Raw genomic sequence first — 22893 nt, 5'->3', positions numbered from 1 at the left:
CGAAAGGACACCCGATGGCGCTTCCCAATCTGCTGGCCGTCCTCGCCGTGCTGCTGTGGGCGGCCTACGAACTGATCCTGCGCCGCCGGGAGGAGGCCGGCACGGCCAGCTGGCAGGCCGGGGCCGGCGACCGCGGCAGCACCCGGCTGCTGCTCGGCTCCTACCTGGTGGCCGTGGTCGTCGTCGCCGGGCTGTCGGCCGCGTCGGTCGCCCTGCTGCCGGTGGCGTGGCGGTGGGCAGGAGTCGTGCTGGCGGTGGCGGGCCTCGCGGTCCGGGCCTGGGGCATGCGGACGCTGGGCCGGTACTACACGCGGACCCTGCGCACGGACGAGGGCCAGCGCCTGGTCCAGGAGGGCCCGTACCGCCTGGTCCGGCACCCCGGCTACTGCGGCAGCCTGCTGGTGTGGGCGGGCTACGCGCTGACGGTCGGCGGCTGGCTCGCCTTCGTCCTGGTCACGGGCCTGCTGCTGGTGGCGTACGGCTGGCGGATCCGCGCGGAGGAGGAGCTGCTGCTGGCCTCGTTCGGCGAGGAGTACGCCGACTACCGGCGCCGCACCAAACGGCTGGTGCCGTACGTGTACTGACCGGTTGCGGACGCCCCGTAGGGGCGCGGGGCAGTGTCGATCTGCGGCTGCCGCCGCGTGGGCGCGATCGGCCACCGACGGCCCGCAGTCGACATGCTGCGGGCGCGTCGTGGCTTGTCGCGCAGTTCCCCGCGCCCCTTCGGGGCGCTAGGCGTGCCGCTGGTCCGGGACCGTCGCCTCGGCCGCCCACAGGGACCTTATTTTGCCCAGGTGCCGGGTCATGCACGCCTCCGAGCCGTCGGCGTCACCGGCCAGCATCAGGTCGAGCAGCTCCAGGTGCTCCTCGGCCGAGGGCAGCAGCTCACCGCGCTCGTCCAGGCCCGTCAGCCCGTACAGGCGCGAGCGCTTGCGCAGGTCGCCGACGGTCTCGACGAGGCGCTCGTTGCCGGCCAGGCCCAGCAGGGTGAGGTGGAAGCGGCGGTCGGCCTCCAGGTAGCCGATGAGGTCGTGGGCGCGGGCGGCCTCGACGATCTCCACCGCCACCGGCCGCAGGGCCTCCAGTTCCTCGCGGGCCGCCGTGCCGACGAGGCCGCGGACGGTGGGCACCTCGATGAGCAGGCGGATCTCGGTGTACTGGTCGAGGTCGCGCTCGTTGACCTCGGTGACGCGGAAGCCCTTGTTGCGCACGGGCTCGACGAGCCCCTCGCGGGCCATGTCCAGCATGGCCTCGCGCACGGGCGTGGCGGAGATGCCGAAGTCGGCCGCGAGGCCGGGCGCGGAGTAGACCTCGCCGGGGCGCAGTTCGCCGGAGATGAGGGCGGCGCGCAGGGCGTTGGCCACCTGATCGCGCAGCCGCTCGCGTGCGGTGACGAGGTTGCGCTGCTTCAGGTGCCCCATGCTGTCCATCCTCCGTACTCCTGCGGGTACCCAGCGTACAATGTCACGTTGCTCTATCTGACGGTAGGTCCGGTCCAATCTGCGAGAAGCCCGCCCGGGGGCCTTCGGAGCCGGCTGAGAACCGGCCGCCCTGCGCGGACGTCTCCTTGGCTGTCCCGCTCCTTCGGCGGGCGACCGGTTCGAGCAGGGGACGACAGTGGACGACATAGGCAGCCCGGCCGCGACGGGCACGGCGACCGGTGCGGCCGCGCCGCCGCAGGCGGGCCCCGTACGACCGCGGGGGCTGGTGGACCTGCGGGGGCTGCGCGGTGAACCGTTCGTCCTGTCCTACCCGGCCGGGGCCGTGGTGGTCGTCTCGGGCCTGCCCGGGAGCGGCAAGAGCACCCTGCTGCACCGCCTGTCGGCGGCCGCTCCGGCCGTCGACCCGCGAACGGTGCACGTGGCCTGCGAGGCGGTGATGCCCGCCTGGCTGCCGTACGCGGTCTACCGGCCCTGGGCGCGCGTCGAGCACGTCCGGTGGCTGCGGGCCCAGGTGCGCGCCGGCGGCCCGTTCCTGGTGCACGACTGCGGCAGCCGGCCGTGGCTGCGCCGGTGGCTGTCCCGCACGGCCGGGCGTCAGGGGCGCGCGCTGCACCTGGTTCTGCTGGACGTCACGCCCGACGAGGCGCTGGCCGGGCAGCGGGCGCGCGGGCGCTGGGCGTCCCGGCGGGTCTTCCTGAGGCACCGCCAGGGGCTGGAGCGCCTGCTGGGCCGGCTGCCGGAGCCGGGTGCCGTGCCCGAGGGGCGGGCGGTGCCCTCGCCGGTGGCGGAGGCGGCCTCGGTGGTGCTGCTGGACGGTGTCTCCCGGGAGCGCGTCGTGACCGCCGCCTTCGACGACGACGGGGCGCGGGCGGTGGCCCGGCCACCGGCCGGGCCGGTGCGCCGGTGGCTGAACGACCGCTGACGCGTCACGCGGCACAGGCACCGGCTCGGGCACCCGGTCAGGCACCCGACAGGACGATCTCCGTCCCGTCCTCGGCGACCTCCACGCCCGCCGCGGCCAGCAGCGCGCGTTCGGGCGAGGCCGGATCCGCCACGGGATTGGTGTTGTTCAAGTGGGTGTACAGACGCCGGACGCCGGGGTGGCGGCGCAGGTGCGCGAGCGTGCCGGCCGGGCCGCCGATGGGCAGGTGGCCCATGCCGCGGGCCGTGGCGGCCCGGCCGACCACCGGCGTCCGCTCCCCCATCTCGTCCTCGCCGAAGAAGGTGCCGTCCAGGATCAGGCAGTCCGCGCCGGCCACCGCCTCGTCGAGGGCGTCCGGCCAGTGGGCGAGGGAGGGCGCGTAGACGGCGGCGGCGCCGGTCGCGGGCTCGTCGAAGCGGTAGGCCACCACCCAGGGGCCCGGCCGGGCCGGACCGGCCGCGTACCGCGGGCGTTTGTCGCCGACGGGCACGGCCGTCACCCGCAGCCGGCCGCCGTCGAGCGTCCACCGGCGCCCGGTGGCCGGGACGTCGAGGGCATGCCAGCGGGCCGCCCCGTAGGGGGCGAGCAGGGTGCGCAGCGGGAACTGCTCGTCCAGCGCCGCCGCCACGGCCGCCGGGGCGTACACGTCCAGGGCGGCGCCCTCGCGCAGGGCCAGCAGGCCGGCGGTGTGGTCGAGTTCCCCGTCGGTCAGCAGGACGCCCCGCAGCGGGGTGTCGCGGGTGCCGTCGGGCGGGGTGAGGCCGGGGGCGGCCAGGATCTGGGTGCGCAGGTCGGGCGAGGCGTTGACCAGGTGCCAGACGCGGGGCGAGACGCTCACCGCCAGGCACTCCTGGGTGCGCCGGGCGCGGTGCCCGGCGGTGCGCGCCCGAGCGCAGCCGGGGCAGGCGCAGTTCCACTGCGGCAGTCCGCCGCCGGCCGCGGTACCCAGGATGCGCAGCCGCATGCGGTGTCCCTTCTGTCACGGTGACGGGTCTGCGGGTGGGGTTCAGCGGCGGTACGGCAGGCCGCCGGGGGCGGCGCGGGCGTCGTCGACGGCGGCGCGGACGAGGCCGTGGTGCGGGGAGAGCCGGCACGCCGGGTCGGTGGCGGCGGCGTCGCCGGTCAGCTCGAACGCCTGGCAGCGGCAGCCCCCGTGGTCCTTCTCCTTGAGCGGGCAGCTGCGGCAGGGCTCGGGCATCCAGTCGGTGCCGCGGAAGCGGTTGAACGCCTCGGAGCGGTACCAGATGTCGGCGAGGGAGGTGTCGCGCACGGTGTGCACGCCCAGGCCCGGGATCCGGGCGGCGGCCGGGCACGGCAGCACCTCCCCGCCGGGGGCCACGGTGAACTGGCGGCTGCCCCAGCCGTGCATGCAGGGCTTGGGCACGCCGTCGTGGTAGTCGGCCCGTACGTAGACGATGTCCGGCCGGCCGCCGTACCGGGCCCGTGCGGCGCGCACCGCCGCCTCGGCCGCGTCGAGCTGCTCCCGCGTGGGCAGCAGCGAACGGCGGTTGAGCAGGGCGGATCCGTAGTACTGGGCGTTGGCGAGCTCGAGCCGGTCGGCGCCGAGGCCCGCGGCGAGGTCGACGAGCGCGGCGGTGCGGTCGATGTTGGCGCGGTGGAGGACGACGTTGAGGGTGAGCGGCAGTCCGTACTCCTTGACGAGCGCGGCGGCGGCCAGCTTGCGGCGGTGCGCGGGGCGGCCGGCGATCGCGTCGGCGGGTGCCGCCGTCGCGTCCTGCACGCTGATCTGCACGTGGTCCAGCCCCGCGGCGACGAGGGCGGACAGGCGCACCGGGGTGAGGCCCTGGCCGCCGGTGACGAGAGCGGTGTACAGGCCGAGGGTGCGGGCGTGGGCGACGAGACGCGGCAGGTCGCGGCGCAGCAGGGGTTCGCCGCCGGAGAAGTGCACCTGCAGGACGCCCAGTTCACGGGCTTCGTCGAGGGTGCGGCACCACTGGGCCGCGGTCAGCTCGCCGGCGCGCGGGGCGGGGCCGGCGGGGTTGGAGCAGTATCCGCAGCGCAGCGGGCAGCGGTGGGTGAGCTCGGCGAGCATGCCGAGGGGGCGGGGCTCAGCCATCGCCGGTCCCCGGCCGGCCGGGAACGGGCTCGATCAGCTGCCGGGCGGCGAGGCGGCCGAGGAAGGAGCGGACGTCCTGGGCGCGCACGCCGGTGTACGTCCGGGACAGCGCGGCCGCCAGGCCGGCCTCGCCGGTGGCACCGTCGCACAGGGCGAGGACGGCGGTCGCAGTGGCGTTGAGGAGCAGGACACCGTCGGGGTGGAGGAGGACGCCGGTGCCGCGCACGGGGTCGTGGGCGAGCCGTACGCCGGTGCGCAGCCGCCAGCCCGCGGGGGACGTGCCGGTCACGGCCCGTCCGTCCGCTGTGCCTGGTCGAGGGCGTCGAGGATGCTCCAGAGGACGTCGCACTTGAAGGCCAGGGCGGCGAGGGCGGCGTCCTGCCGGCTGCGGGTGGTGCAGTGGGCGGTGACGACGGCCAGGGCGTGCTCGGCGTCGGCGGTGGCGGCCTCGGGGCGGGCGAGGTGGTAGCGGTGGCCGGCGGGCCCGATCCAGGGGTAGTGGGCGCGCAGGGCCGCCAGCCGTTCGCGCATCAGGGCCGGGGAGAACAGCTCGGTGAGGGAGGCGGCGACGGCCTCCGGCCACGGCCGGGTCCGGGCGAAAGTGACGTAGGCGTCGGTGGCGAAGCGCACGCCGGGCAGGACGTGGCGCTCGTCGAGCACCTCGGCGCGGTCGAGGCCGGCGGCCTCGGCGAGGTCGAGCCAGGCGGCGTTGCCCCCGGGCCGGTCGCCGTCGCCGTCCTGGTCGAGGATGCGGCGCACCCAGCGGCGGCGGACGTCGGCGACGGGGCAGTTGGCGACGATCGCGGCGTCCTTCTGGGGCAGCGACTTCTGGTAGTACCAGCGGTTGGCGATCCACTGCTGCAGCTCGCGGCGGCCGAGCCCGCCTTCGTGCAGGCGCACGTGCAGCGGATGCCGGTCCCAGTAGCGGTCGGCGTGGGCGTGCAGCGCGGCACTGAACTCCGCCGGGCTGCGGGGCTCCGGGCAGCAGTCGGTGGCCGCTGCCCGGCCGGGGCTCCCTACCATCGGCCTGCGTAGGCGGTGACCTCTTGGCCCAGTTCGACGTCGGTGAAGTCGGGTGGCTCCCAGGCCCGTCGGGGCGCCTCACGCGCGTCGTGCGCGGGTGGCGCCCCGGTGAGCGCGGCGGTTTCCGTACGCAGTGTGGCTTCCGTGCCCAGTGTGGCTTCCGCGCGCAGTGCGGTCTCCGGCATGGCCCCTCCCCCTGGTGCCCGAACACGCCTCCCCTTCAGCGTCCTTCACCGGGCGGCGCACCGCAATCGCCGGATCGGGTGACGCCCCGGTACCGCAGCCCGGGGCGGCCGTCGAGACGGACGTCGCCGACGACGGTGAAGCCGTTGCGCTCCAGCACGGTCCGGGAGGCCACGTTGTCGAGGGTGGTGCGCGCCGTGAGCGCCGACAGCCCGTACACCGTGCCGGCGAGGCGGCGCGCCTGCGCCACGGCGGCCGTCGCCACGCCCCGCCCCGCGGCGCGCTCGGCGATGCGGTAGCCCAGTTCGGCCGTGCCCTCGACGGCGTCGAGGAGGTTGACGCGTCCGACGAGGTCGTCCCGGTCGTCCACGACGACGTGGAAGTGGCAGACACCGGCGTCCTGTTCGGCGAGCAGGGCCCGGAGACGGGAGGCGAAGTCGTCGAAGTAGGCGTCCCCGCGGTCGGGTACGGACCGTGCGAAGTAGGCGCGGTTCTCCCGCTCGAAGGCCAGCAGCGCCGCGGCGTGTCCGGCGTGCAGCCGCTCCAATTTGATCACGCCCGGCAGCATAAGCACGCCGGCACCGGGAGTGCCGGAACATTTCCTCGCCCACGGACGGGTGATGCCGTGACTACCTCGACAGGGCCACGGGCAGGACAGGCCGCGAAGTCATGGGCACCGGACGGGGACGAGTAAGGAGAGCGGGCAATGCGCTGGAAAAGGATGACCGCTGCGGCGGCACTGCTGGCCGGAGCCACCGTCCTGGGCCTCTGCGGCCCGGTCGCGGCCGCCCCGCCGGCCCCCGTGCCGGCCCCCGCCGGTCGCGCGGCGGAGGGGGCGCACCATCCGGGTGCTCCCGCGGACCGGGACACGGCCCCACAGCAGCAGGCCGTCAGGACCCTGCCCGCGCCGGTGGAGGACACCTCTGCGCAGTCCGGTGCCGCAGCCCTGTTGGGGGGTCTGCGCCCCGACGCCGTGACCGCGTTCCTCCCGGGCGGCGGGGCCCTCGGCGGGATGCTCGGCGGCTGACGGGCGTCGGGGCCGGCCGGCCTCAGTAGCGCAGGACGGCCGCCAGGCGGTCCTCTTCCGCGAGGGTGTCGTCGGGGACGAATTCGACCTCGGCACCGTTGTCGAGGGCGGCCTCGACGATCTCGTCGACGACGTCCTCGCGGATGGCCGGGTCGGCCGTCAGGGGTTCGACGGGTTCCTCCAGCCGTACGGGGTGGCCGCCGTTGCCGTCGACGCGGGCGGTGACCTGGTAGTGGTCCTCGACGGCGAGGAGGGCCACGCGGCCCTGGCGCACCGTCTGCCAGATCTCGTCGAGGCCGGAGGTGAACAGCCGCTGGCCGCGGGCGTCGCTGAGGCGGCGCAGGACGTCGCCGCGGCGCGAGGTGCGGCGCTCGTGGAAGGCGGGCTGGAGGACGTCGAGGAGTTCGTGGGCGGTCTTGGCGACGGCGCCCCCGCTCTCCACGCGGGCGGTGATGGCCGCCGGGCTGGGGCACAGCTTCTCGAACAGGGCGATGTGTTCGCGCAGTCCGACGACGTACAGGGGCCGCGGTTCGCGGCTCAGGACGGGGGTGAGGGCGCCGACGACCGAGCGCATGTACTGCCGCGTGCGCTCGACGGGCTTCTCCTCGCGCACGCTCAGAGGGTGGTTGCCGACCTTGTCGAAGTGGGCGCCGGGCAGGGCGTCCTGGTGGTCGGGGATGGCGGGGCGTACGGGGAAGCCGCGGTCGGTGGCCTCGGCGAGGGTCTCCCCCGCCCCGTCCCACAGCCGGGTCTCGCCCTCGGAGAGCACCAGGGCCCAGTAGGGCTCCTCGACGAGCCGGGCGGCGACCAGGTTGCGGGTGAGGAAGGAGTCGGAGACGACGACGCGCTGCGGCACCGAGCGCGGCAGGTACCAGACGTGGTGCTCGCCGGGGGCGGCGAGCACGAGCAGGCCGTCGCTGGAGTGGGTGAGGTCGACCTCGTCGCACGCGGCGTCGAGCTGCTTTTCGACGTCGATGCGCGCCGCGCGGGTCACGCGCGGGTCCTCCTCCAGCCGGCGCTTGGCCTCGGCGACGGTGACGCGCAGCCGCAGGGGGTCCTCGGGGTTGTACGGGGTGCGGCGGTTGGTGGGCAGGAGCACCGACACGGCCGGGTAGTCACGCGGCCGCCGCAGGTCTCGCAGGGTTGCGTCGGTCAGCTCGCCGATGTCCATCGTGAAGGTCCTCCTCCGGGCCTGCGGGGTGTCTTCCAGGTGACCAGAGCTTCGGGCGCACGGCCAATCGAGCGGGGCCACACGGATCACCTGCCCTGCGTCCGCGGCGGTACTCGTACGGATGACGCGCGGCCGGCACGGCGCGTACCGGCCGGGCGGGGGCGGTAGCGATGGTGCCGGGGTTGATCGTTGCGGTGCCGGGGAGCAGGAGTCGTGTGGTGACGTGTGCCGTCCTCGGAGCCATGGGCGGGACCGTCCGCAGGGCCGTCCGCGGGGTCGTCGGCAGGAGGCTGCCGGCCGTGCTCGCGTCGCTGACGCTGGTGGGGCAGGCGTGGGCCGCCGCTCCGGCGGCTCCCCTGCCCGCCGGGGCGCCCCACGCGGCGACGCGGGCCGCCATGGCGGCGGTGGTGCGGGCGGGAGTGCCCGGGGTGGTGGCGCGGACGCGGGCGGACGGGCGGGTGTGGGGTGCCGCGTCGGGCACGGCCGCGCTCACGGCGCCGGGGCCGCCGCGGCAGCGGGGCCGGTTCCGCATCGGGAGCATCACCAAGACGTTCGTGGCGACGGTGGTGCTGCAGCTGGAGGCCGAGCACCGGCTGCGGCTGTCGGATCCGGTGGAGCGCCGGCTGCCGGGGGTGGTGCGGGGGTACGGCTACGACGGCCGCCGGATCACCGTGCGCCAGCTGCTGAACCACACCAGCGGAATCTTCGACTACACGGACGACCCGGCGCTGCGGCGGCGGCTCTCCGAGCGGGAGTTCCCGGCCCACCGGTTCGCCGTCCACACGCCGTCGTCGCTGGTCGCGACGGCGCTCGCACACCGGCCGCTGTTCGCGCCGGGCCGCGGCTGGAGCTATTCCAACACCAACTACCTCCTCGCCGGGATGGTCGTCGAGCGGGTGACCGGTCACCCGTACGCGGACGAGATCGAACGCCGCGTCCTGCGGCCGCTGCACCTGCGCGCCACCTCGCTGCCCGGGCGGTCGAGCGCCCTGCCGCGGCCGATGGGCCGCGGGTACGTGCGGCTGCCGGGCGAGGGCGGCGGATCGGCCCTGCACGACGTGACGGCGCTCTCTCCCACGGCCGCCGGGGCGGCCGGGGAGATGATCTCGACGACCGGTGACCTCGACGCCTTCCTGCGTGCGCTGCTCGGCGGCCGGCTGCTGCCGCGGCGGCAGCTGGCGGAGATGCTCACCACGGTCGACACGCACACCAAGGACGCCGGCCGCTACGGGCTCGGCATCGGCGAGCGGACGCTGTCGTGCGGGGTGACGCTGTGGGGGCACGACGGGGCGGTCCCGGGCTGGATGGCGGCGGTGGGCGTCACCCGGGACGGCCGGCGCTCGGCCGTCTTCGTCCTCGACGCCCTGGGGGTGGTGCGGGGGTCGCGCCCGCTGTTCGAAGCGGAGTTCTGCGGCGGCTGACGGCTCGCGGGGCGTGCGGCGGCTCGTACGCACCACCGAGAAAGCGTTTCTGCACCGAGCGCCCCGTCCTCCGTACGGGCGACCGCGCGCGTGTCGCGGCGGGTGCGGGGGCAGGTGCCGTATGTCCGAGTGGATGACCGGATGAGAGGTGCACCATGCGTCGTACCGCCGTCATGACCCTTGGCACCGCCGCCGTGCTGGGCCTGCTCACGGGCCCGCCCGCCCCTGCCGTCGGATCCTGTCCGGGCCGCGACGAGGGGCGGGAGCCCGCCCCGTCCCCACGGCCCGGCACCGAGCGCAACGCCTGCTGCCGCCCCGCCGCCACCGCGTCGCGGCCCACCGGCTCCTGAGGGGGCCGCCCGCGACCCCCGCGGGGTTGCGGGGGCACGGCCCGGTGGCGAGGCTGGAGCCATGGTCCGGCCCAACGAGGAGGTCGAGGCGCTCCTGCAGGAGTACGCCGACCTCGTCGCGATCACCGGCGGCGACGCCTACAAGGCCCGTGCCTACGAGAAGGCCGCCCGCGCGATCGGCGGCCACCCGACCGACGTCTCCCGGCTCGACGCCAAGGGGCTGCAGGAGATCCCCAACGTCGGGAAGTCCATCGCCGAGAAGGTCGAGGAGTACCTGCGCACCGGGCGCGTCTCGGCCGTCGAGGAGACCCGGGCGGCGATCCCGGCCGGGGTCCGGGAGCTGATCTCGATCCCCACCCTGGGCCCGAAGAAGGCCCTGGTCCTGTACGAGGAGCTGCACGTCTCCTCGGTGGCGGAGCTCCTGGACGCCATTCACGAGGAACGCCTGCGCGACCTCAAGGGTTTCGGGGAGAAGACGCAGGCCAACATCCTGCACGGCATCGAGCTCCTGCAAAAGGCCGGCGGGCGCATCCTGCTCGGCGCCGCGATGGACGTCGCGGAGCAGGTCGTCGCCGAGCTCTCGGCCGTCAGCGGGTGCGAGCGGTGCGGGTACGCGGGGTCGCTGCGCCGCATGCGGGAGACCATCGGCGACATCGACGTGCTCGTCGCGGCAACGGACTCGGCCCCGTCCATGGAGGCGTTCTGCGCGCTGCCGCACACCGCCGAGGTCATCGCCCGCGGGGAGAAGAAGACGTCCATCCGTACGACGAAGGGCCTGCAGGTCGACCTGAGGGTCCTGCCGCCGGATTCCTGGGGCGCCGGCCTGCTGTACTTCACGGGCTCGAAGGCGCACAACATTCGCCTGAGGGAGATGGCCATCCGGCACGGCTACAAGCTCTCGGAGTACGGCCTCTTCCACGCCAAGAGCGGCAGGAAGGCGGTGTCCGCGACCGAGGAGGAGATCTACGCCAAGCTGGGTCTCCCGTGGATTCCGCCGACGCTGAGGGAGGACCGGGGCGAGATCGCAGCAGCTCTGAAAGGCGAGCTGCCCGAGGTGATGCAGGAGAAGGACATCCGCGGGGATCTCCACACGCACACCGACCTCACCGACGGTGTGTCCTGCTTGGAGGACATGGTGGCTGCCGCGGCAGAGCGCGGTTACGCGTACTTCGCCGTCACGGACCACGCGCCGAATCTGTACATGCAGCGGATGACGGACGAGAAGATCCTGGCCCAGCGCGAGAAGGTACGGGCGCTGGACGGCAAGCACCGCCGCATGCGGCTGCTGCACGGAACGGAGCTCAACATCGGCCCGGAGGGCGACCTGGACTGGCCCGACGAGTTCCTGGCGGGCTTCGACCTGTGCGTGGCCTCGGTCCACTCGCACTTCAACCAGACCCGCGAGGAGCTGACCCGCCGGCTCGTCCGCGCCTGCGAGAACCCGCACGTGGCGATCATCGGCCACCCCACCACCCGCCAGATCGGCAAGCGCCCGGGCATCGACGCGGACTTCGACGAGGTCTTCGCCGCCTGCGCCCGCACGGGCACCGCCCTGGAGATCAACGCGCACCCCGAGCGTCTGGACCTGGGCGACGAGGACATCCTGCGCGCCAAGCGGCACGGGGTGAAGTTCGCGGTGAACACCGATGCGCACTCCGTGGTGCACCTGCCCTACATGCGCTACGGCGTGGGCACCGCCCAGCGCGGCTGGCTGACGAAGGACGACGTGATCAATACCTGGCCGCTGCAGAAGCTCCGGCGCTTCCTGCAACCGGGCGGATGATCGCCGGAACGCACCAGGTGACGAGGGATGAGTCACACCTGACGGGCGCCGCTTGATCGATCACAGCATCGGGTTAGCATATGAGCGCCGCCTAGCTCGAAAGAGAAGCCCTGTGTCTGTGATAGTCAACGACGACTCGTTCACGAACTGGAAGAACCGCGAGGAAATTGCGGAGTCGATGATCCCGCTCATCGGGAAGCTGCACCGGGAGCGTGACGTCACGGTCCTGGTGCACAGCCGTTCCCTGGTGAACAAGTCGGTGATCAGCATCCTCAAGATCCACCGGTTCGCCCGGCAGATCGCCGGTGAGGAGCTGTCGGTCACCGAGACCATGCCCTTCCTGCAGGCTCTCACCACGCTCGACCTCGGTCCCTCGCAGATCGACATCGGCATGCTCGCCGCGACGTACAAGGCCGACGACAGCGGTCTGTCCGTGGAGGAGTTCACGGCCCGCGCGGTCGCCGGCGCCACGGGTGCCAACAAGATCGAGTGCCGTGAGGGGCGCGACGTCGTCCTCTACGGCTTCGGCCGCATCGGCCGCCTCGTCGCCCGGCTGCTCATCGAGAAGGCCGGCTCCGGCAACGGTCTGCGCCTGCGCGCCATCGTCGTCCGCCAGGGCGGGGACCAGGACATCGTCAAGCGCGCCTCGCTGCTGCGCCGCGACTCCATCCACGGCCAGTTCCAGGGCACGATCACCGTCGACGAGGCGAACAGCACGATCGTCGCCAACGGCAACGAGATCAAGGTGATCTACGCCAACGACCCCTCCGAGGTCGACTACACGGCGTACGGCATCAAGGACGCCATCCTCATCGACAACACCGGCAAGTGGCGCGACCGCGAGGGGCTGTCGAAGCACCTGCGCCCCGGTATCGACAAGGTCGTCCTGACCGCGCCGGGCAAGGGTGACGTCCCCAACATCGTGCACGGCGTCAACCACGACACGATCAAGCCGGACGAGCAGATCCTGTCCTGCGCATCCTGCACCACCAACGCCATCGTCCCGCCGCTGAAGGCGATGGACGAGGAGTACGGGGTGCTGCGCGGTCACGTGGAGACCGTCCACTCGTTCACCAACGACCAGAACCTGCTGGACAACTACCACAAGGCCGACCGTCGCGGCCGCTCGGCGCCGCTCAACATGGTCATCACCGAGACCGGTGCCGCCTCGGCCGTCGCCAAGGCGCTGCCCGGCCTCAAGGCGCCCATCACCGGCAGCTCGATCCGCGTCCCGGTCCCGGACGTCTCGATCGCGATCCTCAGCCTGCGGCTCGGACGCGAGACCACCCGTGAAGAGGTCCTCGACTACCTCCGCAACGTCTCGCTCACCTCGCCGCTGAAGCGTCAGATCGACTTCACCACCGCTCCGGACGCGGTCTCCAGCGACTTCATCGGCTCGCGCCACGCGTCGATCGTCGACGCCGGCGCCACCAAGGTCGACGGAGACAACGCGATCCTGTACCTGTGGTACGACAACGAGTTCGGCTACTCGTGCCAGGTCATCCGCGTCGTCCAGCACGTCTCCGGCGTGGAGTACCCGACCTTCCCGGCCCCGGTGGCCTGACGGCCCCGCCGCGCCTCGCGCCTCGCGCCCCCGTCCGCCCTCCGGCGGCCGGGGGCGCCGCGCGTCCTACGCCGCCGTCCAGGACGCCCAGCGCTGCAGGGCGAACCGGCCGCCCTCCCGCCGTACTTCCACGGCCCCCGCTCCGCCGAAGTGCGCGGGGACGACGAGCTCCTTCTCGTCGGCGGCCCGCTCCAGGACCCGCTGCCGGCTCGCCGCCGCCTGCTCCGGGTCCAGGCAGAAGCAGCTGTTGCAGGAGGGGTGGAGGATCTGCACCGGGCTGTGCAGCAGGTCGCCGGCGAAGACCGCCCGGTCGCCGCCGGAGGCGAGCCGCAGCACGGAGGAACCGGGCGTGTGGCCGGGCGTGGACTCCAGGACGAGGTTGTCGTCGATGCGGTGGCTGCCCTCCCACAGCACGACCTGACCGGCCCGGTGGACGGGCGCGATGCTGTCCTCGTAGATCAGCCGGTCGACCTCCCGCCGCCCACCGCCGTACGCGTTGTCCGGGCCGAAGTGGAAGTCGTCCGCGGCCGGGACGAGGTACTGGGCACGCGGGAACGTCGGCACCCACTCCCCCGCGGCGTCCCGGGTGTTCCAGCCGACATGGTCGCCGTGGATGTGGGTGTTGACGACGACGTCGACGTCCTGCGGGCGGATGCCGGCCCGCTCCAGGCGGCCGAGGAAGTCGCCCTGCCAGTGGTGGAACGTCGGCGAGCCGGGCCGCTCCCGCCCGTTGCCCACCCCGGTGTCGACGAGAACCGTCCGCCCGCCGCTGCGCAGCACCCAGGTCTGCAGCGCGACCACCGCCATGTCGCTCTCCGGCTGCCAGTGGTCCGGCGCGAGCCAGTCCTCGTTGTCCTTCCACGCCTCGGCGGGGGACTGCGGGACGAAGCTGCGGGCGGGGGCGACCGCCCCCTGCCACTCGACGACCCGGACGACCTCGACGTCACCCAGCATGACGGTCTGTGCGCTCTCGCTGTTCATGCCCCGACCCTATGGAAGATCGACTGAGCTTCTCAATGCGCGGAAGGCTCATGCGCATACGCGTCCGTCTCACCGGCGAGGCCATCGCTACCCTTACACGATGGACGTGGTGAGTGACGCGATCTCGGCCGTGCGCATCGGGCGGCCCTCCTCCAACAGGGTACGGATCGAAGGGCGTTGGTGCGCGAGGTTCCCGGCGTACGACGGCGCGGGCTTCCACGTCGTCCTGGAGGGCGACTGCTGGCTGCTGCCCGACGGCGGCGCACCGGTCCGGCTCGGCACGGGTGACGCGGTACTGCTGCCCCACGGTACGGGACACGTGATCGCCGACTCCCCCGTCGACGCGGCGGCAGCGGCCCGGGCGGTGCCCTTCGAGCAGTGGCTGCAGGAGAGGACACCGCGCCCGTCACCGGGCGGGGACGGCCGCCGCGGCGGGGCGGAGATGCTGTGCGGCAAGTACCGGCTGGACCGCAGCCGTGTGCATCCGCTCATGGCGGAGCTCCCGGAGGTGGTGCACCTGCCCCACCGCGTGGGCAGCCATCCCGAACTCCGGGCCGCCGTCGACCTGCTGGGCCGCGAGCTGGCCGCGCAGCGGCCGGGGGCGTGCATCGCGGTCCCCGGCCTGCTCGACCTCCTGCTGGTCTACATGCTCCGCTCCTGGATGGCCGAGGGCGCCACCGGCGCCTGGCCTGCCGCCCTGGGCGACCCGGTGACGGCCGGCGCCCTGCGGGCGCTGCACTCCGACCCCGCCGCCCCGTGGACCGTCGACCGCCTGGCCGCCGAGACGGGTGTCTCCCGGCCCACCCTGGCCCGCCGGTTCACGTCCCTGATCGGCCGGCCCCCGATGGCCTACCTCACCTGGTGGCGCCTGACCCTCGCGGCCACCCTGCTCCGCGACACCCCGGATCCCCTGGCCGGCATCGCCCGCAGGGTCGGCTACGGCACCCCGTACGCCTTCTCGCACGCCTTCAGCCGGGAGTTCGGCATCACGCCCGGGCGGTACCGCGAGGAGGCCGCGGCCCGCACGGGCGGCGCCCCCTAAGGGGCGCGGGGAACTGCGCGATCGGCCACCGACGGCCCGCAGCTGACGTGCCACCGCGGGGGCCGGGCGCAGCCCGGCACGTCATCCGCGGGTGCGTCGTGGCTTGTCGCGCAGTTCCCCGCGCCGCTATGGGGCGCCGTGGTGCCGCGTGACGAAGATCTGCCGGAAAAGGCCCGGGTCAGGGCCGGCGGCGGGCGTGTCGGCCGCCGCGGCTGCGGAAGACGGCCTGGAGACGCCGGAGCAGGCCCTTGGGCGGCGGCTCGGCTGTCACGGGCGGCGCATCGAGTGCACCTGACAGCGGGCTGAGGCCGTAGTGCCGGGTGAGGGAGGTGTCCAAGGCGGACAGATCGCCCGGGGCAGGCGGTGCCGCGGGGGCCTGGAGGGGGCCCGGCGGCGCCGTCGCGTACGGCTCGTACCCCGGGTGTCCGGTCGGTGGGACGTGGTACCAGGAGTGGCCGCCGTGGTCCGGCGACGAGGCGGTCGGCAGGTCGAGGACCGACGGGTCGAACGTGCCGTCCCACGTCCCGTCCCACGCGCTCGGCGGCAGGACGGGGACGACGGGAGCGGCGAGCTGCTCGGCGGCGGACGCCACGGTGGTCGCGGCCTCCTGGAGCGCCGCCTGCTCGGCGAGCTTGCGTTCGGAGGCGTCGCGCTCGCTGCGCATGTCGAGCAGCAGGCTCGTGGCGTCCGCGGCCGCCTTGCGTGCCTGTCCGGCCGCCCGCTCGGCCGCTGCCAGCCGGTCCTCCAGCACCCGCACGTACTGCTCCCGCCCGGCGGCGGGCCGGGTGTGCTCCCGCAGCAGTCCCACCAGGCCCTGCAGGGCCCGGACATGGGCCCGGGCAGTGTCCTTGAGCCAGCGTTCGCGGCGCAGTTGGCGCTCCAGCCGCTCGGTGCGGCGGACCGCTGCGCCGAGCCGGTTGCTGGCGGCGGCGGCCTGGTCGGCGGCGTGCGTCTGCGCGTCGTGCAGCGCCGTCAGGAGGCCGTCGAGCTGTGCGGCATGCCGGATCGCGTCCTGCTGCCGCCGCTGCTCGTCGCCGTGCAGGGCCTGCTCCACGATCCGGCGGTACTCGCGCTGGGCCTCGCACTCCTCGCGCACCATGGCGTCCGCGTACCGGTCGGGGGCGCAGGCGCGGAGCATGTCGTAGTAGGCCACCATCAGATGCCGGCGGACCGCGGGCGCGAGCGGCTGCCGGTCGTCGTCCGGCAGGGCCAGCAGCGCTTCGACCTCGCGCGGTTCGGGCAGGCGCGTGCCGTCGGAGAGGGTCTTGAGGTCGTCCTCGGACAGCCCGGCCCGGGCGGCGAGCGCGCCGGTGTCGTCGCCGAGCCGGGCGAGGACCTCGTCCTGCAGGGCGGTGAGGAAGTGCTGGACGGGCCCGGGGAGCGTGCGGTGGCGTCGTTCCTTGTCCGCGGCGAGCCAGAGTTCCTCGTAGGCGGGCCAGACCGACGCGAAGGGTCTGGGGTCCGCGCTGTCCTTGTGCAGCTGGCGGACGACGAGTTGCAGGGTCTCCCGGCGGGTGAGCCGCTTGCACGTCAGGACGTCGCCGACCGTGTTGTGGGACGCGGTGGCGATGCGCTTCAGGTCGTCGACCTCGAAGTTCTTGGCGATGGCGCGGTACGAGGGATGGCCGGCCTGCGCGTGCAGCGCCTGCACGGCGTCGCGCAGCCTCAGCAGAGCGCCGCCTGGCCCCTGCTCATCCGGAGTCGGAGCGGGCATGGCCGGGGGCTCCCTGCTGTCAGATCTGTCAGAGAACCGTGATCCTGCCGTCATGGACGGCCGCGTTCGCTCGATCCGACAATCATTCACTCGTAAGAAGGCGTAACCCACTCTGCCGCACGGTGTGCACTGGAGGGGCCGGGCGGCGATCCGCCGCCGGCCTCACGCACGACCGGGCCGCCCCGGCACCAGCAGGGCAGCAGGGAGGGACGGCCCGGTCCTCACCCCGAGGGGCTTCGTTGCATCCTAGGAAGCAGCACGCTCGGTCCGTACTTCCCCGCCAAACCCGCCACAAGGCGGCGCGCGTACGCTACCGTGCACGCCGCATCTTTCTGGTGGCACCGCTCATGGCCGTGGCCCTGACCCTGGCACCCGCCGCCGCGGTACGGGCGGACTCCCCGCCTCCGGCCACCGCTCCCGTACAGCCCGGCGTTTCCTCGCCGGGGGCCGTTCCGCTGTCCCCGGGCACCGTCGTGCACGCGGCGCTGCCCGCGTTCGTCGCGGGACTGGGGTCCGGCAGCGTGCTGGCCGTCACCGGGTGGGCGATCCGGCGGCTGGCCGCACGCCGCGCGAGGGACTGAGCGTCACGGCGCCGCACGGGCCCCGGCCCGTGCGGCGCTCCACGCAGCGTCCGCAGCCGGTGCGGAGATCCTTAACCAAGTACCGCCACGCTTCACCATATTGAGCGGAAATCCGACTGCCGCAGGCCGGCGGCCCCGGCCCGCCCCCTACCGTGCGGAACGATCGCCGATGCCTGGCGCTCGCCCGACCCGGAAACCGGATGGAAAGGCCGCGCTCGCGATGCCCAATCCCTTCGAGCTGCCCCGCTTCTACACGCCGTACCCGGCCCGCCTCAATTCCCGTCTCGAAGGCGCCCGGCAGCACTCGAAGGCATGGGCCCGGCGGATGGGCATGATCGAGGGGTCCGGCGTCTGGGACGAGCAGGACTTCGACTCCCACGACTATGCGCTGCTGTGCTCCTACACCCACCCCGACGCCCCGGGGCCCGAGCTGGACCTGGTCACCGACTGGTACGTGTGGGTGTTCTTCTTCGACGACGACTTCCTGGAGCGGTTCAAGCGCACCGGCGACACCGAGGGGGCCCGGGCCTACCTGGACCGGCTGGCGCTGTTCATGCCGATGGACGACGCCGGGCCCGCCGAGGAGCCGGCGAACCAGGTGGAGGCGGGGCTGGCCGACCTGTGGGCGCGGACGGTGCCGTCGATGTCGGCCGGCTGGCGCCGGCGGTTCCGCGAGAGCACGTGGAACCTGCTGGAGGAGTCGATGTGGGAGCTGTCCAACATCAACGACGGCAGGGTCGCCAATCCCGTCGAGTACATCGAGATGCGCCGCAAGGTCGGCGGCGCCCCCTGGTCGGCCAACCTGGTCGAGCACGCGGCGGGGGCGGAGGTGCCCGACGCCGTCGCCGCGAGCCGGCCGATGCGCGTGCTGAGGGACACCTTCGCCGACGCGGTGCACCTGCGCAACGACCTGTTCTCGTACCAGCGGGAGGTCGAGGCCGAGGGCGAGCTGTCCAACGCGGTGCTGGTCCTGGAGCGGTTCCTGGACTGCGGCACCCAGGAGGCGGCGGACGCGGTCAACGACCTGCTGACCTCGCGCCTGCAGCAGTTCGAGCACACGGTGGCCACCGAGCTCGGGCCGCTGTTCGCCGAGCACGGGCTGACGCCCGGGCAGTGCGCCGACGTCTTCGCGTACATCAAGGGCCTGCAGGACTGGCAGTCCGGCGGCCACGAGTGGCACATGCGCTCCAGCCGCTACATGAAGGGTGCCGCCGGCGGGGCGCTGGAGGGGGCGGGCGCCCTGCTGGGTGGTCCGCTGGGGCTCGGCACGTCCGCCGCGCTGGTCGTGCCCTCCCTCGTCGCCTCGCTGCCGGCCCGGCTGCGCAGCCACGCGTACGTGCCGTTCGAGCAGGTGGGGCCGTTGCCGCGGCCGCACCTGGACATGCCCTTCGCGACGCGGCTGAGCCCCCACCTCGACACCGCCCGCCGCCGGACCATCGACTGGGCACACCACATGGGCTTCCTCGCCCGTGTCCCCGGCGACCCGCTGTCGGGCGTGTGGACGGAAGAGAAGCTGGCGGACTACGACTTCGCCCTGTGCGCGGCCGGCATCCATCCCTCGGCCACCGTGGAGGAGCTCGACCTGGCCACGCAATGGCTGACCTGGGGCACGTACGGCGACGACGTCTACCCCGCGGTCTTCGGCCGCGGCGGCGACGTGGCCGGTGCCCGGGCGTGCCACGACCGGCTCCTGCGCTTCATGCCGCTGGAGGGCGGGCCGAGCGAGCCGCCGCTCAACCCCTTGGAGCGGGGCCTGGCCGACCTGTGGGCGCGGACGGCGGGGCCGATGCCGGTGCAGGGGCGGCAGGCGCTGCGCGAGGCGATCGTGGTGATGCTGGAGAGCTGGCTGTGGGAGCTGGCCAACCAGCGGCTGAACCGGATCCCCGAGCCCGTGGACTACATCGAGATGCGCCGCAGGACCTTCGGCTCGGACCTGACCATGGCCCTGTCCCGGCTGCGCAAGGCGGACGGCCTGCCGCCGGAGGTCCTCGCCTCGCGCCCCTTCCGGGCGATGGAGGCCGCGGCCTCCGACTATGGCATGCTCACCAACGATGTCTTCTCGTACCAGAAGGAGATCCAGTTCGAGGGGGAGGTGCACAACGCCGTTCTCGTCGTGCAGAACTTCTTCACCTGCGACCGCGAGCAGGCCGTGCGGATCGTCGCCGACCTGATGAACTCCCGGATGCGGGAGTTCCGGCACATCGTCTCCCGGCAGCTGCCCGCGCTGTGCGACGAGCTGGGGCTGGACGCCGCGGCGCGCCGGGCGCTGCGGGCCCACGCCGAGGAGCTGCAGGACTGGATGGCGGCGGTCATGACCTGGCACAAGGACTGCCGCCGCTACGACGAGCCGCACCTGATCCGGCACCACGCCCTGCCCGCCGTGCCCGCTCCCCCGCTCGGCGTCCCCACGGGGCTGGGCACCTCGGGCGCCCGTGTCCGGGAGCTGCTGGGCGCCGGCTGACGCGCCGGGACGCGCAGAAGGCCCTCGCCGCATGCGGCGAGGGCCTTCCTCGTGTGCGCCGCCAGGGACTCGAACCCCGGACCCGCTGATTAAGAGTCAGCTGCTCTAACCAACTGAGCTAGCGGCGCGCAGAAGAAATATTACCCCGGTCCGGGGAGTGCTTCCGACCGGCCCGGACGACGAGGTTCCGGCGTGGCCGAAAGACCCCTCTTGATCATCTGCGCGGACGGCCCGTAGCTTTCACCGTCACCGAACTCACTCGTCCGAACACGGACAGTTTCCAATTAAAGCTTCCTAGAAAGGAAGACACCGTGAAGCGCATCGGTACGGCCGTCACCGCGGCAACCGCTGCCCTCCTCCTGGCCCAGGCACCCGCCGCCACCGCGGCCGGGACCACCGGCTGGACCGCGCCCTCCTGCACCCGCGTCACCGGTGACGGCTCCGTCACCTTCACCACCGACGAGGGCCGCACGCTGGCGCCCACCACGGGGACCCTGCACACGACCGGCTACACCCACGGCCTGGTCGCCCTCGACACCCCGAACGTGCTCCTGGCCACGCACAACACCCAGCTGCTGCGCTCGGCCGACGCCGGCTGCACCTGGACGCCCCTGGCCACCCTCGGCACCGGCACCACGCGCCTGACGGCGGCCCCCGCGGGCCGGGCGTACGCCTGGCAGGTCAACGGCGGCTACCTCGCGCGCATCGACGGCACGACCGTCACCCGGCTGACCGCCCCGACGGCGAACATCACCGGCCTCGGCACCGACCGGGCCCACCCCGGCCACCTGCGCCTGGCCGACCACGCCGGACAGCTGTACGACTCCACGGACGGCGGCGCCACCTGGAGCCGTACGGGCACGCCGGCGTTCCCCGCCGGCAGCAGCGTCTACTCGGTGGCCTTCGACCCGGCCGACGTGCGGCACGCCGTCGCCGGCGCCATGGTGCGCGGCGGCGCGGTGACCACCGACGGCGGCACCACCTGGACCGCCGCCAAGGGCCTCGCGGCCAAGGGCGACAAGGCCAACCTCTTCTCCTCCGCCGTCTCCCCCGCCGACCCGTCCGTGGTCTACGGGCTGGGCATCGACCTGGACGAGGCCGCGCCGGGCTCCTCCTCCGAGGGACGCCACCTGTACCGGTCGGCCGACGGCGGCCGGACGTTCGTCAAGGTCGTCGACGACTCCGCGGCGACCAAGCTGACCAACGGCACCCTGCTGGCCCCCAGCCCGGTCGACGCCGACGTCCTGCACTTCGTCTTCGGCACCTACTTCCAGAACTACGGCACCGACCTCTTCCGCCTCGACGCCCGCACGGGGCAGGTCACCAGGACCCACAACGCCTACGACGGCATCTCGGCCATCGCCTTCAACCCCGCGCGGCCGCAGGTGATGTACCTGGGTGCCGACGAGGTGCGGGTGGACTGACCGGGCGGGAGCGAAGGGCTCACTTCTTGCCCTTGCCGGGCTCCCCGCGCGGGTTGCGGATGGTCACCGTGACGCCGGCCGAGGCGTTGCGGGTGGTCAGGCGGTACGGGCCGAAGACGCGCCGTGCGGAGAGCAGGTAGCCCTCGGGCACGGCCGTCTCCCGCAGGTAGTAGGTGCCCAGCGGCAGTCCGGGGTAGGTGCAGCGGCCCTGCGGGTCGGTGGCGCAGCCGCTGTCGACCCGGCGGTCGGCGCCGGCACCGGAGGTCTGCAGGCCGGCCCGGCCGTTGGTCTCGCGCCACAGCTCGAAGACGGCGCCCTGCAGCAGCCGGCCGGTGCGCGCGTCCCGCTTGATCAGGCGCAGCGTGCCGCAGGTGGGGGTGTTGGCCACGGCGACGGTCACGCCGCGGGCGGCGTTGGCGGCGGTGAGGGCGAGCCCCGTCACGCGCTGGGCGGGCGCGGCGTAGCAGGTGGGGGGCTGCAGCTCCTGCCAGTAGTAGGTGCCGGTGTCCACGGCCCTGCGGCACAGGCCGCGCCCGTCGGTGACGCACACGCCGCCGACCCGGGCGTCGGCGGCGCCACCGGTCTGCAGGCCGGCGCGGCCGTTGGCCTCCCGCCACAGCTGGAAGCGGGCTCCCGGCAGCGGCCGGCCGGTCACCGCGTCCCGCTTGAGCACCGTCACGGTGCCCGCCTGGGCGGCGCTGACGCAGTCGGGCAGGTCGCCGGTGAAGGGGTAGGCGTGGAATCCGGCGGGTCCGCCGGAGGCGGTGTGGGTGAGGGAACCGGCGGTCAGGAAGCGTCCGTTGAAGCCGGGGACGGAAACGACCGACTCGCTCTCGCGCTCGCCGGCCAGGACGCTGCCCTGGAACTGCCCGGTGCCGCGGATCTCCAGGCGCCTGGCGTCGGGGGCGTTCCACAGCAGCCGCTCGCGCAGTCCGGCCGGTCCGCTCACGCCGCCGGCGTCGATCAGCCGTGCGGTGCCGGTGAGGTTGACCAGGACGGTGGCGCCGGACGGGATGCCGGTGAAGCGCAGGTTCCGGTGGGTGCCGCCGGGTCCGGCGAGGTCGGAGCCGACGGTGAACACCTGCAGCCGGGAGCTGCCGTCGCCGGTGAGGACCGTCTCCGTACCGGTGGTGCGCACCGTGCCGGTCGCCGGCCGGCCGTGGCCGTCGGCCCCGTGCGCGTAGCAGCGGCTCGCGGCGCCGAGTTCGTCGCGCAGCCGGACGTACGGCTCCGCCGCGGCCGCGTCGGTGACGCTGCGGCCGGTGACGGTGCCGCTGACCGGGCCCGCGTGGCGGACCGTGCCGCGGTCGGCGACCAGCCGCTGGCCGGCCGCGACGGTCACGGCTCCGCCGGCGGTCAGGAAGTCGCTGCCGTCCGCCGGGGGGACGCGGGAGCCGGTGCCGGCCACGCCCACGGCGTACCCGCCGCCGCCCGAGCGGTGCACGTCCACGCGGCCGAGGGCGACCACGCGCCCCTCGGCCTCGGCGGCCGTGCCCCGGACCCGGAAGTCGCCGCCGACGAGGACGTTGACGTTGTTGTCGCGGCCGGCCGGCGGGCCCGTGCCGGGGCCGCGGTAGCTGCGCGGGCAACTGCCGGGCAGGCACGGGCCCAGGCCACCGGGCAGCGGCGCCGCCGCCGCGGGCGGGGCCAGGCCGCCGACCGTGGCGGCGCAGACGACGCCCACCGCGAGCCTGCGCAGCCATCCCTCGGTGAAGTTCCGTCGCACG

Annotated in this window: 22 protein-coding genes and 1 tRNA gene; 11 read left to right on the top strand and 12 right to left on the bottom strand. The window is 74.0% G+C overall.

Translation table 11 applies throughout. The annotated features are described in order from the left end of the window. Positions 1-14 precede the first annotated feature (14 nt). Complete coding sequence (locus ABD361_RS16740; protein ID WP_344436111.1) at positions 15-584, top strand: methyltransferase family protein; 570 nt, start codon at positions 15-17, stop codon at positions 582-584. Between the two features lie 147 nt (positions 585-731). Here the strand turns inward: ABD361_RS16740 and ABD361_RS16735 are convergent, their stop codons facing one another. Then, entirely contained in the window at positions 732-1421 is a 690-nt protein-coding gene (locus ABD361_RS16735; RefSeq protein ID WP_344436205.1) for a GntR family transcriptional regulator, read from the bottom strand. Positions 1422-1617: 196 nt separating this feature from the next. Here ABD361_RS16735 and ABD361_RS16730 point away from each other — a divergent pair, with 196 nt between their 5' ends. Continuing rightward, positions 1618-2364, top strand: a complete 747-nt coding sequence (locus ABD361_RS16730) for an AAA family ATPase (RefSeq protein WP_344436110.1) — start codon at positions 1618-1620, stop codon at positions 2362-2364. A 37-nt stretch (positions 2365-2401) separates the two neighbouring features. On the opposite strand, the gene pqqB is transcribed toward ABD361_RS16730, so the two are convergent. The 6 genes from pqqB to ABD361_RS16705 are packed head-to-tail and all read right to left on the bottom strand — an operon-like array spanning position 2402 to position 6203. Next, positions 2402-3328: a pyrroloquinoline quinone biosynthesis protein PqqB gene (pqqB, locus tag ABD361_RS16725; RefSeq protein WP_344436109.1), complete on the bottom strand. Its 927-nt coding sequence runs from the start codon at positions 3326-3328 to the stop codon at positions 2402-2404. Positions 3329-3370: 42 nt separating this feature from the next. Next, positions 3371-4441: a pyrroloquinoline quinone biosynthesis protein PqqE gene (pqqE, locus tag ABD361_RS16720; protein ID WP_344436108.1), complete on the bottom strand. Its 1071-nt coding sequence runs from the start codon at positions 4439-4441 to the stop codon at positions 3371-3373. Beyond that, a complete protein-coding gene (pqqD, locus tag ABD361_RS16715; RefSeq protein ID WP_344436107.1) occupies positions 4434-4730 on the bottom strand; it encodes a pyrroloquinoline quinone biosynthesis peptide chaperone PqqD in 297 nt (98 codons plus the stop codon). The genes pqqE and pqqD overlap by 8 nt, the downstream gene beginning before the upstream one ends. Beyond that, positions 4727-5464, bottom strand: coding sequence for a pyrroloquinoline-quinone synthase PqqC (gene pqqC, locus ABD361_RS16710; RefSeq protein WP_344436106.1), 738 nt, complete (start codon positions 5462-5464; stop codon positions 4727-4729). Before pqqC ends, pqqD begins: the two co-directional genes overlap by 4 nt. Continuing rightward, entirely contained in the window at positions 5458-5649 is a 192-nt protein-coding gene (gene pqqA, locus ABD361_RS30685; RefSeq protein ID WP_361748303.1) for a pyrroloquinoline quinone precursor peptide PqqA, read from the bottom strand. Before pqqA ends, pqqC begins: the two co-directional genes overlap by 7 nt. Positions 5650-5684: 35 nt before the next feature. Next, complete coding sequence (locus ABD361_RS16705) at positions 5685-6203, bottom strand: GNAT family N-acetyltransferase (RefSeq protein WP_344436104.1); 519 nt, start codon at positions 6201-6203, stop codon at positions 5685-5687. Between the two features lie 150 nt (positions 6204-6353). Here ABD361_RS16705 and ABD361_RS16700 point away from each other — a divergent pair, with 150 nt between their 5' ends. Continuing rightward, positions 6354-6674 (top strand): hypothetical protein, encoded by a 321-nt coding sequence (locus tag ABD361_RS16700; protein ID WP_344436103.1) that lies wholly within the window; start codon positions 6354-6356, stop codon positions 6672-6674. Positions 6675-6696: 22 nt separating this feature from the next. On the opposite strand, the gene ABD361_RS16695 is transcribed toward ABD361_RS16700, so the two are convergent. Continuing rightward, the gene (locus ABD361_RS16695; protein WP_344436102.1) at positions 6697-7845 is read right to left on the bottom strand and encodes a baeRF3 domain-containing protein; all 1149 of its coding nucleotides are present in this window, start codon (positions 7843-7845) and stop codon (positions 6697-6699) included. 242 nt (positions 7846-8087) lie between these two features. Between ABD361_RS16695 and ABD361_RS16690 the strand changes: the two genes are divergently transcribed. From ABD361_RS16690 to ABD361_RS16675, 4 genes are all read left to right on the top strand, one after another. After that, on the top strand, positions 8088-9266 hold the full coding sequence (locus ABD361_RS16690) for a serine hydrolase domain-containing protein (RefSeq protein WP_425583234.1): 1179 nt from the start codon (positions 8088-8090) through the stop codon (positions 9264-9266). A 155-nt stretch (positions 9267-9421) separates the two neighbouring features. After that, positions 9422-9616: a hypothetical protein gene (locus tag ABD361_RS16685; protein ID WP_344436100.1), complete on the top strand. Its 195-nt coding sequence runs from the start codon at positions 9422-9424 to the stop codon at positions 9614-9616. 61 nt (positions 9617-9677) lie between these two features. Continuing rightward, complete coding sequence (polX, locus tag ABD361_RS16680; protein ID WP_344436099.1) at positions 9678-11399, top strand: DNA polymerase/3'-5' exonuclease PolX; 1722 nt, start codon at positions 9678-9680, stop codon at positions 11397-11399. Between the two features lie 118 nt (positions 11400-11517). Continuing rightward, entirely contained in the window at positions 11518-12963 is a 1446-nt protein-coding gene (locus ABD361_RS16675) for a glyceraldehyde-3-phosphate dehydrogenase (protein WP_344436204.1), read from the top strand. 66 nt (positions 12964-13029) lie between these two features. On the opposite strand, the gene ABD361_RS16670 is transcribed toward ABD361_RS16675, so the two are convergent. After that, positions 13030-13944, bottom strand: coding sequence for an MBL fold metallo-hydrolase (locus ABD361_RS16670; RefSeq protein WP_344436098.1), 915 nt, complete (start codon positions 13942-13944; stop codon positions 13030-13032). A 100-nt stretch (positions 13945-14044) separates the two neighbouring features. Between ABD361_RS16670 and ABD361_RS16665 the strand changes: the two genes are divergently transcribed. After that, a complete protein-coding gene (locus tag ABD361_RS16665) occupies positions 14045-14986 on the top strand; it encodes an AraC family transcriptional regulator (protein ID WP_344436097.1) in 942 nt (313 codons plus the stop codon). Positions 14987-15164: 178 nt separating this feature from the next. Here ABD361_RS16665 and ABD361_RS16660 read toward each other — a convergent pair whose 3' ends face one another. Next, positions 15165-16700, bottom strand: a complete 1536-nt coding sequence (locus ABD361_RS16660) for a hypothetical protein (protein ID WP_344436096.1) — start codon at positions 16698-16700, stop codon at positions 15165-15167. 335 nt (positions 16701-17035) lie between these two features. On the opposite strand from ABD361_RS16660, the gene ABD361_RS16655 reads away from it, so the two are divergent. Both ABD361_RS16655 and ABD361_RS16650 read left to right on the top strand, forming a co-directional pair. Then, complete coding sequence (locus ABD361_RS16655; protein ID WP_344436095.1) at positions 17036-17281, top strand: hypothetical protein; 246 nt, start codon at positions 17036-17038, stop codon at positions 17279-17281. Between the two features lie 220 nt (positions 17282-17501). Beyond that, the gene (locus ABD361_RS16650) at positions 17502-19742 is read left to right on the top strand and encodes a terpene synthase family protein (protein WP_344436094.1); all 2241 of its coding nucleotides are present in this window, start codon (positions 17502-17504) and stop codon (positions 19740-19742) included. 54 nt (positions 19743-19796) lie between these two features. On the opposite strand, the gene ABD361_RS16645 is transcribed toward ABD361_RS16650, so the two are convergent. Further along, a tRNA-Lys gene (locus ABD361_RS16645) sits at positions 19797-19870 on the bottom strand. A 183-nt stretch (positions 19871-20053) separates the two neighbouring features. Between ABD361_RS16645 and ABD361_RS16640 the strand changes: the two genes are divergently transcribed. Further along, positions 20054-21166 carry a WD40/YVTN/BNR-like repeat-containing protein gene (locus ABD361_RS16640; protein WP_344436093.1) on the top strand — a complete coding sequence of 371 codons (1113 nt, stop codon included), beginning with the start codon at positions 20054-20056 and terminating at the stop codon, positions 21164-21166. 19 nt (positions 21167-21185) lie between these two features. On the opposite strand, the gene ABD361_RS16635 is transcribed toward ABD361_RS16640, so the two are convergent. Beyond that, on the bottom strand, positions 21186-22892 hold the full coding sequence (locus ABD361_RS16635; RefSeq protein WP_344436092.1) for a choice-of-anchor A family protein: 1707 nt from the start codon (positions 22890-22892) through the stop codon (positions 21186-21188). Position 22893 lies beyond the last annotated feature (1 nt).

The organism is Streptomyces luteosporeus (genome assembly GCF_039532865.1).
Taxonomy (GTDB): domain Bacteria; phylum Actinomycetota; class Actinomycetes; order Streptomycetales; family Streptomycetaceae; genus Streptomyces; species Streptomyces luteosporeus.
Note: the sequence above shows the minus strand (reverse complement) of the source record. Positions and strands in the feature narration are given on the sequence as shown.